The sequence below is a fragment of the Sphingomonas sp. MMS24-J45 genome (genome assembly GCF_044881195.1).
Classification (GTDB): Bacteria; Pseudomonadota; Alphaproteobacteria; order Sphingomonadales; family Sphingomonadaceae; genus Sphingomonas.
In genome coordinates, this window is the sequence record NZ_CP173255.1 from 3,172,593 (window position 1) to 3,186,411 (window position 13,819).

A 13,819-nucleotide genomic window follows, 5' to 3' on the forward strand; every position below is an offset into this window, starting at 1 on the left:
ATCAAATTCGGGAGTCCGCGGCGTTTTTGTCGGCAAATGATGGTAGCGCTATCATTTTTGCGGCAAGAATGGCCGGTCGGAACAAGACACGCGCTGCTCCGCAAAGAGGGTGGCCAACGAGGGGGAACTGAAATGAGCCAGATCATCACCACGCCCGCAACCGCTGCGCATACCTCGCGCCTTCTGGCGCTGCGCGCTGGGGCTTCGGTCGTCGCGCTCGCGATCGTCGCCGCTGCCGCCCCGGCATTTGCGCAATCCACTGAAGGCGCGGGCCAGGCCGTACTCCCAGCCAGCCCCGATACGATGAGCGAAGGTGGTCAGGTCGGCAACGCCGCGCAGGCGACCGACCCGACAGTGCAGCCCGAAGCTTCAAAGGACGACATCGTCGTCACGGGCATTCGCGCCTCGCTGCAGGGTGCGCGCGACCGCAAGCGCACCGCCGAACAGGTGATCGACTCGATTACCGCGCAAGATATCGGCGCGCTGCCCGATCGCTCGGTCTCCGAAGCGTTGCAGCGACTGCCCGGTGTCACGCTTCAGCGTACGAACGAAAATCGCGATCCGGCGCGTCTTTCGGCCGAGGGCGGCGGCGTGTTCATTCGCGGCCTCTCCTTTGTGCGCTCCGAACTTAACGGGCGCGACGTGTTTTCGGCGAACAACGGGCGTGGCCTGTCGTTCGAAGACGTGTCGGCCGATCTGCTCGCCGGGGTCGATGTGTTCAAGAACCCGTCGGCCGAACTGGTCGAGGGTGGCATCGGCGGCATCGTCAATCTGCGCACGCGCAAGCCCTTCGACGCCAAGGGCTATGTCTTGGCCTTCTCGGGCAATTCGACTTACGGCGATCTGCTCGGCAGAAGTTTCCAGTCGGGCAACATACTGGGCAGTGGACGCTGGAAGACCGGCCTCGGCGAGTTCGGTCTGCTGCTCTCTTATTCGATCGGCAACGTCGGCAACCGCACCGACAGCATCACGGCGGGACGTTACGACCGGCAGACGCTGACCTCGGCGCAGGGCGGCCTCGCCAGCGGCGCCAACGTTTTCGTGCCGTTCGGCATGGGCTTCCGCCGGATCGATTGGCAGCAGCGCCGCACCGCCTTTGACGGGTCGGTTCAGTGGAAGCCGAGCGAAACGCTGTTGCTGACGGCCGAAGTTCTGCTCGCCAAGGCGACGCCAAAGGACATCGAATATGCCGTGGGCGATTATGACATGCCCGATGTCAACGACCGGACCAACAACACCAACTTGACCTATGGTCGGCAGAACCAGCTTCAGTCGGGTACGCTCGCCAACCGCAATCTGAACATGGACACGCGCTCGGGCTATCAGGTCAAGAAGACGCAGGATTTCTCGGCTAATCTGCGCTGGACGCCGGGCGACCATTGGGCGTTCGGGGCCGACGTGCAATATGTGCGATCGACCGCGCAAGTCACCAGCATGACCGCCTTCACGCAGGTCGGCACGCCATCGACGATCAAGTTCGATTTCAGCGGCAACGATCCGGCGCTGACCATTTCACCGACGGCGGCAGGCGGGTCGCTGACCGACAAGAGCCTGTATTGGTGGGCCGCCGCGATGGATCACATCGAGGACAATGAGGCGCACGAATGGGCGGAGCGCGCCGACGTCGAGTACACGTTCACCGATAGCAATATCCTGAAATCGTTTCGCCTTGGCGGCCGTATCACCGACCGCAATGCGATCACGCGACAGACCGGATACAATTGGGCGCTGTTGTCGAGCCAATATTGGGGCGGTGGCAGCCCGGTCTTCCTCAATCAGACTGGTTTTCCGGGCGGTGTCCAGAATCCCGGCCTGCCGAATCAGACCGAATTTCAGCCATACGCCAACTTCTTCCGCGGCGGGGTTCCCTCGGTCGGTCCGGGCTTCTGGTTCCCAAGTGCAGACTTGGTCAGCAACGGCACCGCTAATGCCTATAGCTATCTGAAGAGCACCGAGTCCGCGGGCTGGGGCTGGACTCCGCTGACGAACGATTATTCGGTTGCCGCGCCTGCCGGGGACAATGTGTCGGGCGGCATCAACAACCAGACCGAAAGGACCTATGCCGGGTACGGCTTGCTCCGCTTCGGGATGAACCAGGGCCCCATCGGGCATTTCGACGGCAATATCGGCGTCCGCGTGATCCGTACCGACGTTAGCGCGACCGGGTCGGCGCTGCGCGTTGGCACGATCACCAACCCCAGCTGCACCGTAGGCGTGGGTGGCGCGACCGCAGCGGACTGCACCCTGCTGGCCAATGCGGTGAAGTTCACCCAGGGCAATATCGGGGCGCTGACGCAGGCACAGAGCGGTGGGTATACCGACGTTCTGCCCAGCCTCAATCTGCGCTTTTTCCTGAGGGATAATCTGCAATTGCGCCTGGCTGCGGCAAAGGCGATCGTCCGGCCGACCTTCGCGCAATTGAACCCGTTCACGACGCTGGGCTTTGCGTTCGATGCGAACGGCATCGCCAACGGGGTGGGCGTGAATGGGCGCAGGACCGCGTTCACCGGGACCGCCGGCAACCCCAATTTGAAGCCCACGCGATCCAATCAGTTCGATATCAGCCTCGAATATTATTTTGGTAAGTCAAACAGCCTGACCTTTGCTGGTTTCTACAAGGATATCAGCAACTATATCTTCGCCGGTATCGGCCAGCAGACCTACACCAGCAACGGCCAGACGCTGACGTTCGACGTGACTCAGCAGACCAATGGCGCAAAGGGCAAGATCAAGGGCTTCGAAGTCGCTTATACGCAGTTCTTCGACATGCTGCCGGGCGCGCTTGGCGGCCTCGGGTTTCAAGGTAACTTCACCTATGTCGATTCAACTGGGGGTAAGAACACGGCGGTAAACGTGTTCGACCCAACCCAGGTCGGCCAGGCGGGCAAGGCCTTGCCGTTGGAAGGTCTGTCTAAATATTCTTACAACATCGCAGGTATTTACGAGAAATACGGTTTCTCGGCGCGGCTCGCCTATAACTGGCGGTCGAATTATCTGCTGACGACGTCGGCGGCGAACATCAACTTCCCGGTTTGGTCTGAAGCGTACGGGCAGCTTGACGGATCGGTGCTGTTCGCCGTCGACAAACACTTCAAGATCGGCGTGCAGGGCACCAACTTGCTCAATTCGCGGACGTTCCTGGATGTCGGCGATCCCGATCTTAAGCCGCGCTATAGCTGGACCGATTCTGATCGGCGCTTCTCGATCCTCGTCCGCGGCGTATTTTAAGGGCCTCCCCCTGCGCTCCCGTCCGTTTTAGGCCGGGAGCGTTTTTTTCTGGGGCGTGCCGGGAAAGCGGGGTAGCATCGGGGTCGAGGAGAGGGCGCACGTGGCGGTTCAAACGCAACGCATCGTTATCGTTGGCGGTGGTACTGCGGGATGGATGGCGGCGGCGTTGCTCGCGCGGTTTCGCGCTGCGCCCTATGCCGATATCACGCTGATCGAATCCGACGCGATCGGTACGATCGGGGTTGGTGAAGCGACCGTTCCATTGATCCAGCAGCTCAATCAGGTGCTCGGTATTCACGAGCCCGATTTCGTCGCGGCGACCAACGGGACATTCAAGCTCGGGATTGAATTTGTCGATTGGCACCGTGTCGGCAACCGTCACTTTCATGGCTTTGGTGACTATGGGGCTGATATCGCCGGGGTTGCTCCGCACCATCACTGGCTGCGGCTCCGCGCCGCTGGTCTGGACACCCCGATCGACGCCTGGTCGATGCCTTGGGCCGCCGCCGCGCGCGATCGCTTCGCGCCGCCACAAGCGATGCAGGATGCTGCAGCAGCGTTCAAACATGCCTATCATTTCGACGCCGGCCTTTATGCGCGCTTGCTGCGCCGTCATGCGGAGGCGAACGGCGTCACGCGGATCGAAGGGCGTATCGCCGAGGTGTTGCGCGACGGCGATACCGGCGACGTGACCGCGGTAAGGCTCGATGATCAGCGCATGATCCAAGGCCATGTGTTCATCGATTGCTCCGGATTCGGTAGCCTGTTGCTAGGCGGGGCGCTGGGCGTGGGATTTGTCGATTGGTCGCACTGGCTGCCGTGCGACCGGGCGATGGCGGTCGGCTCCATGCGGGGCGGGCGGCTGACGCCCTTTACCCGATCGACCGCGCGCGCGGCAGGGTGGCAATGGCGCATCCCATTGCAGCACCGCACCGGCAACGGTTTGGTCTATTGCAGTCGTCACATGGCGGACGAGGAAGCAGCTGACACGCTGCTGGGTTCGCTCGACGGCGCGCCGCTTGGCGATCCACGGCCGCTCCGCTTCTCGACTGGACGCCGGGAACGCTTTTGGGCGCACAATGTCATCGCGATCGGGTTGGCGGCGGGGTTCATGGAGCCGCTTGAATTGACCAGCATCCAGTTGATCCAGACCGGGCTTGCCCGCCTGATCGAGCTGCTGCCCTCGGGCGCGATCGATCCGATGATCGCCGCCGAATATAACCGGCAGACGATCGGCGAATATGAACGCATCCGCGATTTTCTGATCGCGCATTATTGTCTGAGCGAGCGGGACGAGCCGCTGTGGCGCGAATGCCGTGCGATGGCCTTGCCCGATACGCTGATGCACAAATTGGCGACGTGGGATGCGTGCGCGCGCGTGCCGCTCTACGACCTCGAATTGCACCAGGAACCGAGCTGGGTCGCGATCCTGACGGGGCAGCGCCGTCTGCCGCGCGCGTGGGATGCAAGCGCGGATCAGATACCGCTGACGCAGCTCCGGGCGCTGTTCGAGCAGCGGCAGGCAGCCCTAGCGCACGCAGCCGAACGGATGCCGCCGCACGACCGTTTCATTGAGCGCACATGCATGGCGCAAGCTGCATGAACGGACCTTTGAAGCAGATCGTCATTGCGGGGGGCGGCAGCGCTGGCTGGATGGCGGCGGCTGCCCTGGCGCAAGGGTTGCGCGGAACCGGCATAGCGATCCGCCTGATCGAATCCGAAGAGATCGGTACCGTTGGCGTGGGCGAGGCGACGATCCCGCCGATTCAGGGGTTCAACCGCATCCTCGGCATCGATGAGGTCGATTTCGTCAAGGCGACGCAAGGGACGTTCAAGCTCGGCATCGAATTCGTTGATTGGTGGCGCAAGGGTGAACGCTATTTCCACCCCTTCGGTCGCTATGGCGACGATTTCGGGATGGTGCCGTTCCATCAGCAATGGCTGGCGGCGCGCGCGGGCGGCGACATGACGCCACTCGCGGCCTATTCGCTGTCGGACGTGGCGGCGGCGCGCGGTCGCTTCGCACCCGCCAATGCCAGCGCCGGATCGGTCTTTGCGACCTTCGGCTATGCCTATCATTTCGACGCCGGGCTTTACGCCGCCTATCTGCGCCGCTTCGCCGAGGCGCGTGGGGTTGTCCGTGACGAAGGCAAGATCGGCCAGGTCTCGATCGATCCCAAAACCGGTTTCGTTAGCCATCTCGTGCTACAGGACGGGCGTCACATAGAGGGCGACCTGTTCCTTGATTGCACCGGCTTTCGCGGATTGCTGATCGGGGAGGCGCTGGGCACGCGCTATCTCGATTGGCGGCGCTGGCTACCGTGCGACCGCGCGATTGCGGTACCGACCGAGCGCGTCGCACCGCCAACGCCATATACGCGTTCGACCGCGCGCGATTCGGGCTGGCAATGGCGCATTCCGCTGCAGCATCGCACCGGCAATGGTCACATCTATTCGAGCGACTTCATGGACGATGATGCTGCCGAGGCGGTGCTGCTCGCCAATCTCGATGCACGCCCGGTCGGCGATCCGCGTCGGCTGCGCTTCACGACCGGGCGGCGTGAGCAGGCGTGGGCGCGCAACGTCGTATCGATCGGCCTTTCGTCCGGCTTTCTGGAACCACTTGAGTCGACCAGCCTGCATTTGATCCAGAGCGCGATCACCAATCTACTGGCTTGGTTTCCCGATCGCGGGTTCGACCCTGCGATCCGTGATGAGTATAACCGCCGCATGGCGCGCGAATTCGACGCCGTGCGCGATTTTCTGGTCCTGCACTACACCGCCACCGAACGCGACGACACGCCGTTCTGGCGACATTGCCGCGCGATCGAAGTGCCCGAGACGTTGGCAGAGAAGACCGCGGTATTCGCCCGCACCGGGCGTTTGCTCGAGCGCGAGGGCGATATTTTCCACGATGCGAGCTGGCTCGCCGTGCTGACGGGGCAGGGGGTGATGCCGCATGGGCGGGATCTGCTGTCGGACGGCGTGCCCGCGAAGGAACGCAGCGCCGTTCTCGCCGCGATGCGCAAGGTCATCGGTCAGGCGGCGGACGCGATGCCGAGCCACGCCGACACGCTCGCGCGGCATTTCCGCGCGCTCTAACCGGGTCTTTGCGCGATCAGTGATTGTCGCGCGGCAACCCACGAGTCTGCGCGATGCGCTGATATTTGTCCGCACCTTCCAGGATCGCACCGGTCTGCAGTTGGCCGACCACGGCGCGCTGCATTCCCTGCCACGGCGTTTGCGATGCGGGATAGGCATAGCCCCCCGCCGCCGCCAACGCGGCCCGACGCTCGGCCATTTCGGCATCTGGGACCAACGCGTCGACCGTCCCGCGGCGCAAATCGATCCGTACCCGATCGCCCGTTCGCAACAGCGCGAGGCCGCCCATCGCCGCGGCCTCGGGGCTGGCGTTGAGGATCGATGGCGAGCCCGACGTGCCCGATTGCCGTCCGTCGCCGATGCACGGCAGCGCGTTGACGCCTTCACGGATCAGGTAAGACGGTGCGCGCATGTTCACCACCTCGGCCGCACCCGGATAGCCGATCGGCCCGGCGCCGCGCATGAACAACAAGCTGCGATCGGTAATGCCAAGCGCGGGGTCGTCGATGCGGGCGTGATAATCCTCCGGTCCGTCGAACACGACGGCGGGCCCCTCGAACGCGTCTGGATCGCTCGGATCGGACAGATAGCGCGCGCGGAATTCGGGGCTGATGACACTCGTTTTCATAATCGCGGAGTCGAACAGGTTTCCGCGCAACACGATGAACCCGGCGTCCACGCGGAGCGGTTCGGCGAAGGATTTGATGACGCGCCCGTCTTCGATCGTCGCGTCGCGGCAATTGTCACCGATTGTCTTGCCGTTGGCGGTGATCGCGTCCTCGCGGATCAGACCCTGCGTCATCAATTCGGCAACGACCGCAGGGACGCCCCCAGCGCGATAGAAGTCCTCGCCGAGATACTCCCCGGCCGGCTGCAAATTGACCAGTAGCGGCACCTTGTGGCCGTACGCCTCCCAGTCATCGAGCGCGAGGTCGGCGCCGATATGGCGGGCGATCGCGGCGAGGTGGATCGGCGCATTGGTCGAACCCCCGATCGCCGAATTGACGACAATCGCGTTCAGAAAAGCGTCGCGCGTCATGATGTCCGACGGTTTCAAATCCTCCGCGACCAACTCCACGATCCGCCGTCCGGTGTGATACGCGACCTCCTGGCGGTCGCGATACGGCGCTGGGATCGCAGCGGAGCCCGGCAACGACATGCCAAGCGCTTCGCACAGCGAATTCATGGTCGTCGCGGTGCCCATCGTGTTGCAATAGCCGGTCGACGGCGCGGAAGATGCCGCGAGCTTGATGAACCCCGCTTCATCGATTTCGCCTGCCGCCAGCATTTCTCGCGCCTTCCACACGATCGTGCCCGATCCAGTGCGTTCGCCTTTGTGCCAGCCGTTGAGCATCGGCCCGACCGACAGCGCGATGGCCGGGATGTTGACCGTCGCCGCCGCCATCAGGCAGGCCGGCGTCGTCTTGTCACATCCGATCATGAGCACCACGCCGTCGAGCGGGTAACCGTACAGCACTTCGACCAGGCCGAGATAGGCAAGGTTGCGGTCCAGGCCGGCGGTGGGGCGCTTGCCAGTTTCCTGGATCGGGTGGACCGGGAATTCGATCGCGATGCCGCCCATCTCGCGGATGCCCTCGCGCACGCGCTCTGCCAGCACCAGATGATGGCGGTTGCACGGGCTGAGGTCGCTGCCCGTTTGCGCGATGCCGATGATCGGCCGCCCGGAGCGCAATTCCTCCAGGCTGAGCCCGAAGTTGAGATAGCGCTCCAGATACAGCGCGGTCATGTCGATATTGTCGGGATTGTCGAACCAAGCGCGGGAGCGAAGCGAGCGGCGATCAAAATCTTGCATGGCAAATCCGGTTCGAATGCATCGGCGACGAGGCCGCTTCCAGATTTATATAGTCCGACAAATAAAACAGCAATAGAGCTGCGGGGTAGGAGGCTGCGCCTAACGCTGCATTGCGAGCCGCGTATCCTGGAATGCGCCATCGACTAGCGCGCGCATCGCGGCATCGGCGGCATCCGCATCGCCCGCTGCAATCGCGTCATGGACCGCGATATGATCGGGGATCGGATTGCGTGGCAGCGCGCGGGCGCGCTCCTTATATTGCGTCGTCCAATTCACCACGGCCCCGATGCTCGCGCTCAGCACCATGAGCGCTTCGTTGCGACTTGCGCGCAGGATCGCGTCGTGAAAGTCGCGATCGGCGGCGCGGCCGGCGTCGGTGGTCAACCCGTGGCGACGCATTGCGGCCAGCGCGTCCTTCATCGCCTTCACATCATCGCGATCGCGCCGCTCCGCCGCAAACCGTGCTGCCGCGGGTTCTACCACGCCGCGCAGTTCAAACAGGTCGCGGACAAACTGCGTATCGGGCTCGCCGGAAAACGCCCAGGCGACCACGTCAGGGTCGAGCAAATGCCAGCGCGCGCGGGGTAGGACGCGAGTGCCCGTTTTAGGCCGACTCTCGACCAGTCCTTTGGCCGCGAGCACTTGCACCGCCTCACGATACGCGCCGCGCGAAACGTCCAGCGCCTCAGAAAACGCCACTTCGCTCGAAAGAATATCGCCGGGCGCATAGGTTCCCGAGACGATCGCCGCGCCGAGTTTGTGCGCGATCGCGCCGTGCAGGCGCCGCCCGGTGCCGCGTGGGGTGCGCGCCGGGGTGCGCGGGGCGTCGTCAGGGCCTTCCATGTTGCTCTCCACTTCTGCCACTACCGATCGATGCGGGAGCGATTGCAATTCGACACCACGTCCAATAAGTCAGAGTAATCAGGAGAAAGCAATGAGTTTGAACGCCGCTGTACCGCCTCGCGAGACCCTACAACGCGACGCGCTTGCGGTCGATGCCGCATGCGCCGCCGCCGAGGCGGCGTTCGAGACTTACCGCAACACCACGCGCGAGGAGCGAGCGGCGTTTTTGGAGCGGATCGGGCAGGAAATCGTGGCGATTGGCGACGTTCTGATCGAGACCGCGATGCGCGAGAGCGGCCTGCCGCGGGCGCGGCTGGAGGGCGAGCGTGGCCGTACCGTCGGTCAGCTCGGCCTGTTTGCGAACGTCGTCCGGCGCGGCGAGTGGCTTGGCCTGCGCATCGACCCGGCCTTGCCAGAACGCCAGCCGCTGCCCCGCCCCGATTTGCGGATGCGAATGATTCCGTTGGGGCCTGTCGCTGTATTCGGCGCGTCAAACTTCCCGCTCGCTTTCTCCACGGCGGGCGGTGACACCGCGTCGGCGCTTGCCGCCGGGTGCCCGGTGGTGATCAAGGGACATCCCGCACATCCAGATACCGGCGCGCTGGTCGCCGCTGCGATCGATCGTGCAGTCGCGGCGTGTGGCTTGCCCGCTGGTGTGTTCCAACATTTGGTTGGGACGGGCAACGAGCTCGGTGCGGCGCTGGTGCAGGATCCGCGGATCACCGCGGTCGGCTTTACTGGGTCGCGTAGTGGCGGCCTTGCCCTGCTTAAACTGGCCCAGGCGCGTGCCGTGCCCATCCCGGTTTACGCCGAAATGTCGAGCATCAATCCGGTGCTGCTCCTGCCGGCCGCGTTGAAAGCGCGCGGCGCGGCGCTGGGCGCGGCGTTTGTCGCTTCGCTGACGATGGGGGCGGGGCAATTCTGTACCAATCCGGGTCTGTTGCTCGCGATCGAGGGGGAAGGTCTCGAGGCCTTCGTCGCGGCGGCGGCGGAGGCGATGGCTGCAGCGACCGCGGCGAAAATGCTGACGCCGGGCATCCATGCCGCTTATGACGCAGGGGTCGCGGCGCTCGCCGGACATGCCGCGATCGATACGGTTGCGCGCGGGCAGGCCGGCGGCGGCTGCGCGCAGGCGGCGTTGTTCTCGACCAGTGCGTCCGCTTTCCTGGCCGATCACGCACTCGGCGCGGAGGTGTTCGGCGCGTCCTCCTTGCTGGTCCGCTGTCGCGACGAAGCCGAGATGCTGGCGGTCTTGACTGCGGCCGAGGGCCAATTGACCGCGACGCTCCACATGGACGACGATGATGCGGCAATCGCAGCGCGGATGCTGCCAGTACTCGAACGGCGCGCGGGGCGCATCCTCGCCAATGGCTGGCCGACCGGGGTCGAAGTGGCTCATGCGATGGTGCATGGCGGGCCGTACCCCGCAACGTCGGATGCGCGCACGACGTCGGTCGGCAGCCTGGCGATCGATCGCTTCCTGCGGCCGGTCTGTTATCAAAACCTCGCGCAATCCGTGCTTCCCGCCGATCTGCGTGACGATGTGCTGGCGGGGTTGCCGCGCCTGATCGACGGCCAGCGGGCCTGATCGCAGCCGCCGGGGTTCTTTCACCGCGCAAAAGGGGAGTGCGATGCGACGAGTCTGGCGGAAAGTCGCGGCGGCATTGCTGCTGTGCACGGCGACGGCGAGCATCGCCCAGACCGCGACCGCGCCCGCGCCCGCGCCCGCGCCCGCGCCCGCGCCCGCGCCCGCGTCCGTGGACGTGAACGCGACGCTCCGCGCGGACACGCTTGGGCCGGTCTATGACCGCCGCATCTTCACGCAGTTCGCGGAGCATCTCGGCTCTGGAATCTATGGCGGGTTGTGGGTCGGCCCGCGGTCGAAAATTCCGAACACGCGGGGCTTTCGCAACGATGTCGTCGCGGCGCTAAAGGAAGTCGGCGTGCCGGTCGTGCGCTGGCCCGGCGGATGTTTCGCCGATGAATATCACTGGCGCGAAGGGATCGGCCCGCAGGCAAAGCGCCCGGTCAAGATCAACACGAACTGGGGTGGCGTGACCGAGTCCAATGCCGTCGGCACGCACGAATTCATGGATTTGATCGCGCAACTGGGGGCCGAGGCCTATATCAGCGGCAATGTCGGCAACGGCACGCCGCGCGAGATGGCGGAGTGGGTCGAGTATATGACCTCGCCAGCCGGGAGCTTGGCGGACGAGCGGGCGCGTAACGGGCATGCAAAGCCCTGGGCGGTACAAAGCTTCGGCATTGGCAACGAATTGTGGGGTTGTGGCGGCAATATGCGGGCGGAATACGCCGCCGATGAAACGCGCCGCTACGCGACCTTCATTAAGGCCCCTGCGGGGACGCGGATCGTGAAGATTGCCTCGGGCGCGAGCGCGGACGACTACAACTGGACCGAGACGATGATGCGCAACGCTGGCGATCAGGTCGATGGCCTGTCGCTGCATTATTACACCGTGCCCGGAAGTTGGGAGGCGAAGGGATCGGCGACCGGCTTCGGCGAGACGGGCTGGGCGGAAACGCTGGCAGGGGCCAATCGCATCGACGCGCTGATCACGCGGCATAGCGCGATCATGGACCAATATGACCCCAAGAAGCGCATCTTCCTCGCGGTCGATGAATGGGGCACTTGGTATGCAAACGAGCCGGGCACCAACCCCGGCTTCCTGCGTCAGCAGAACACATTGCGCGATGCGATGGTCGCCGCGATCCACCTCAATATCTTCGCGCATCACGCCGATCGGGTGAAGATGAGCGCGATCGCGCAGATGGTGAACGTGCTGCAGGCGATGATCCTGACCGATGGCGCGCGGATGGTGCGGACGCCGACCTACTGGGTGTACGCGCTCTACAAGCCGTTCATGGACGCCACCGTCTTGCCGCTCGACGTGCAAGCGCCGACCTACACTACAGGCCAATGGTCGGTGCCGATGATCAGCGCCTCGGCAGTGCGCGATAAGGGCGGCACGATCCATGTCGCGCTCGCCAATCTCAACCCCAAGCAGGACAGCACCGTCCGGGTGAAGCTCGACGGCGTCACCGCGGGGACGGTCGCGGGTCAGATGCTGAGCGCTCCGGCTATGGATGCGCACAATGACTTCTCGATGCCCGACCGGGTCAGGCCCGTGGCGTTCGACGGTGCGCGGATCGAGGGCGGGGCGCTGGTTGTCGCGTTGCCCGCTAAATCCATCGTGATGCTGGAGCTACGATGAGCGTGCGGCGGAACCCATTCTGGCAGTGGATGTTGGCGCTTGCGCTGGTGGGCCTACCGGGCGTGGCTGCAGGAGCGCGGACGATTTCCGTCGATGTTCGCGGCGAAAGCAAGCCGCGCGATCGGATGGCGACAATGATCGTCGGGGCTGATTTTCCTGGTACGTTGAGCCGCCCGGATAGTCTGGAACAGCTACGGATTGCGCGGCGGGAATTAGGGTTCCGCTACATCCGCTTCCACAACATTTTTGCGGATCAATTAGGGACTTATCGCGAGATCGGCGGCAGGCCGGTGTACGATTGGCGGCGGATCGACGCGCTCTATGACGGCTTGCTGCGGATCGGGATCAAACCGTTCGTCGAGCTTGGTTTTACGCCCGATGCGATGAAGACGTCCGACCAGACGATCTTCTATTGGAAGGGCAATACATCGCACCCGCAGCCCGACAAATGGCAGCATCTGGTCGATGCTTTCGTCCGCCACGCGATCGCCCGTTATGGGATAACGGAAGTTCGAAGTTGGTATTTCGAGTTCTGGAACGAGCCCAATCTGGCGGGTTTTTGGGAAGGTGCCGATCAAGCCGCCTATTTCGAGTTTTACGCCCGCACCGCGCGCACGATCAAGGCGATCGACCCGGCGCTGCGGGTCGGTGGCCCGTCGACGGCGGGCGCCGCGTGGGTGCCCGAATTGCTCGCTTATGCCGCAAAGCATGATGTGCCAGTCGATTTCATCAGCACCCATACCTACGGCGTGGAAGGCGGCTTCCTCGACGAGAAGGGCGAAGGCGACAACAAGCTGTCGCGCGATCCCGACGCCGTGGTCGCCGAGGTCCGGCGCGTGCGCGCGCAGATCGATGCGGCCGGGCGGCCGGGGCTTCCGCTGTTCTTCACCGAATGGAGCACGAGCTACAATCCGCGCGACCCGATCCACGACGATTATATGAGCGCCGCCTATATCCTGTCCAAATTGCGCCGAAGCGAGGGGCTGGCGCAGGGGATGAGCTATTGGACCTATAGCGATTTGTTCGAGGAGCCAGGTCCGCAGACCAAACCTTTCGAGGGCGGCTTTGGGCTGATGTCACCGCAAGGCGTGCGTAAGGCGTCCTGGTTCGCCTTCAAATATCTTAACGAGCTCGGCGACCGCGAGCTGGCGACCGGCGACGCGCAAAGCATTGCTGCTGTGAAGGGCAAGAGCGTGCAACTGCTCGCCTGGCGCGCCGTGCTGCCTGATCAGCCGGTGAGCAACCGCCCGTTTTTCACCAAGGTGCGCCCAGCGGCTGAATCGGCCCCGCTGGATATTCGTATCGCCGGGTTGAAGCCGGGTTCGTACCGCGTGCGCATCCGCACCACCGGGTTTCGGCAGAACGATGCCTACACCGCCTATCTGGAGATGGGCCGACCGCCGCGCCTATCGCGCGCGCAGCTGGAGCGGTTGAAGGCGCTGAGCAGCGATGCGGCAGCAACTCGTACAGTGCGCGTAGGGCGGGACGGGCAGGCGCGGATCACTCTGCCACTTCGCGACCAGGACGTCATGTTGGTTGAGGTCGCCCCGCGTAGCGCGTGACGCACTTTCTTGATGACCGCAGTCGCGAAGTCTTTCGG

The 13,819-nt window shown here is 64.1% G+C and carries 8 protein-coding genes; 6 read left to right on the plus strand and 2 right to left on the minus strand.

Annotated features, from left to right (window positions below; genetic code table 11):
* Window positions 1-132 precede the first annotated feature (132 nt).
* The 3 genes from AB5I39_RS15325 (at window position 133) to AB5I39_RS15335 (ending at window position 6,330) form a co-directional block, all read left to right on the plus strand.
* Window positions 133-3,228: a TonB-dependent receptor gene (locus AB5I39_RS15325; protein ID WP_404368725.1), complete on the plus strand. Its 3,096-nt coding sequence runs from the start codon at window positions 133-135 to the stop codon at window positions 3,226-3,228.
* Window positions 3,229-3,328: 100 nt separating this feature from the next.
* The gene (locus AB5I39_RS15330; protein WP_404368728.1) at window positions 3,329-4,831 is read left to right on the plus strand and encodes a tryptophan halogenase family protein; all 1,503 of its coding nucleotides are present in this window, start codon (window positions 3,329-3,331) and stop codon (window positions 4,829-4,831) included.
* Entirely contained in the window at window positions 4,828-6,330 is a 1,503-nt protein-coding gene (locus AB5I39_RS15335) for a tryptophan halogenase family protein (protein ID WP_404368731.1), read from the plus strand. The genes AB5I39_RS15330 and AB5I39_RS15335 overlap by 4 nt, the downstream gene beginning before the upstream one ends.
* A 16-nt stretch (window positions 6,331-6,346) precedes the next feature.
* On the opposite strand, the gene AB5I39_RS15340 is transcribed toward AB5I39_RS15335, so the two are convergent.
* Together AB5I39_RS15340 and AB5I39_RS15345 are read right to left on the minus strand one after the other, a co-directional pair.
* A complete protein-coding gene (locus AB5I39_RS15340) occupies window positions 6,347-8,143 on the minus strand; it encodes an IlvD/Edd family dehydratase (protein ID WP_404368734.1) in 1,797 nt (598 codons plus the stop codon).
* Between the two features lie 99 nt (window positions 8,144-8,242).
* On the minus strand, window positions 8,243-8,986 hold the full coding sequence (locus AB5I39_RS15345; RefSeq protein WP_404368736.1) for a FadR/GntR family transcriptional regulator: 744 nt from the start codon (window positions 8,984-8,986) through the stop codon (window positions 8,243-8,245).
* A 91-nt stretch (window positions 8,987-9,077) separates the two neighbouring features.
* Between AB5I39_RS15345 and AB5I39_RS15350 the strand changes: the two genes are divergently transcribed.
* From AB5I39_RS15350 to AB5I39_RS15360, 3 genes are read left to right on the plus strand one after another with little or no spacing between them, the layout of a single operon-like run.
* Window positions 9,078-10,574: an aldehyde dehydrogenase (NADP(+)) gene (locus AB5I39_RS15350; protein ID WP_404368739.1), complete on the plus strand. Its 1,497-nt coding sequence runs from the start codon at window positions 9,078-9,080 to the stop codon at window positions 10,572-10,574.
* 43 nt (window positions 10,575-10,617) lie between these two features.
* Window positions 10,618-12,219 carry an alpha-N-arabinofuranosidase gene (locus AB5I39_RS15355; protein WP_404368742.1) on the plus strand — a complete coding sequence of 534 codons (1,602 nt, stop codon included), beginning with the start codon at window positions 10,618-10,620 and terminating at the stop codon, window positions 12,217-12,219.
* Entirely contained in the window at window positions 12,216-13,781 is a 1,566-nt protein-coding gene (locus AB5I39_RS15360; RefSeq protein ID WP_404368745.1) for a beta-xylosidase, read from the plus strand. The genes AB5I39_RS15355 and AB5I39_RS15360 overlap by 4 nt, the downstream gene beginning before the upstream one ends.
* Window positions 13,782-13,819: the final 38 nt, after the last annotated feature.

Coding starts and splice junctions, on each gene's coding strand:
- AB5I39_RS15360 (WP_404368745.1), top strand. CDS start 12,216: ATGAGCGTGCGGCGGAACCCATTCTGGCAGTGGATGTTGGCGCTTGCG.
- AB5I39_RS15325 (WP_404368725.1), top strand. CDS start 133: ATGAGCCAGATCATCACCACGCCCGCAACCGCTGCGCATACCTCGCGC.
- AB5I39_RS15355 (WP_404368742.1), top strand. CDS start 10,618: ATGCGACGAGTCTGGCGGAAAGTCGCGGCGGCATTGCTGCTGTGCACG.
- AB5I39_RS15345 (WP_404368736.1), bottom strand. CDS start 8,986: ATGGAAGGCCCTGACGACGCCCCGCGCACCCCGGCGCGCACCCCACGC.
- AB5I39_RS15335 (WP_404368731.1), top strand. CDS start 4,828: ATGAACGGACCTTTGAAGCAGATCGTCATTGCGGGGGGCGGCAGCGCT.
- AB5I39_RS15340 (WP_404368734.1), bottom strand. CDS start 8,143: ATGCAAGATTTTGATCGCCGCTCGCTTCGCTCCCGCGCTTGGTTCGAC.
- AB5I39_RS15350 (WP_404368739.1), top strand. CDS start 9,078: ATGAGTTTGAACGCCGCTGTACCGCCTCGCGAGACCCTACAACGCGAC.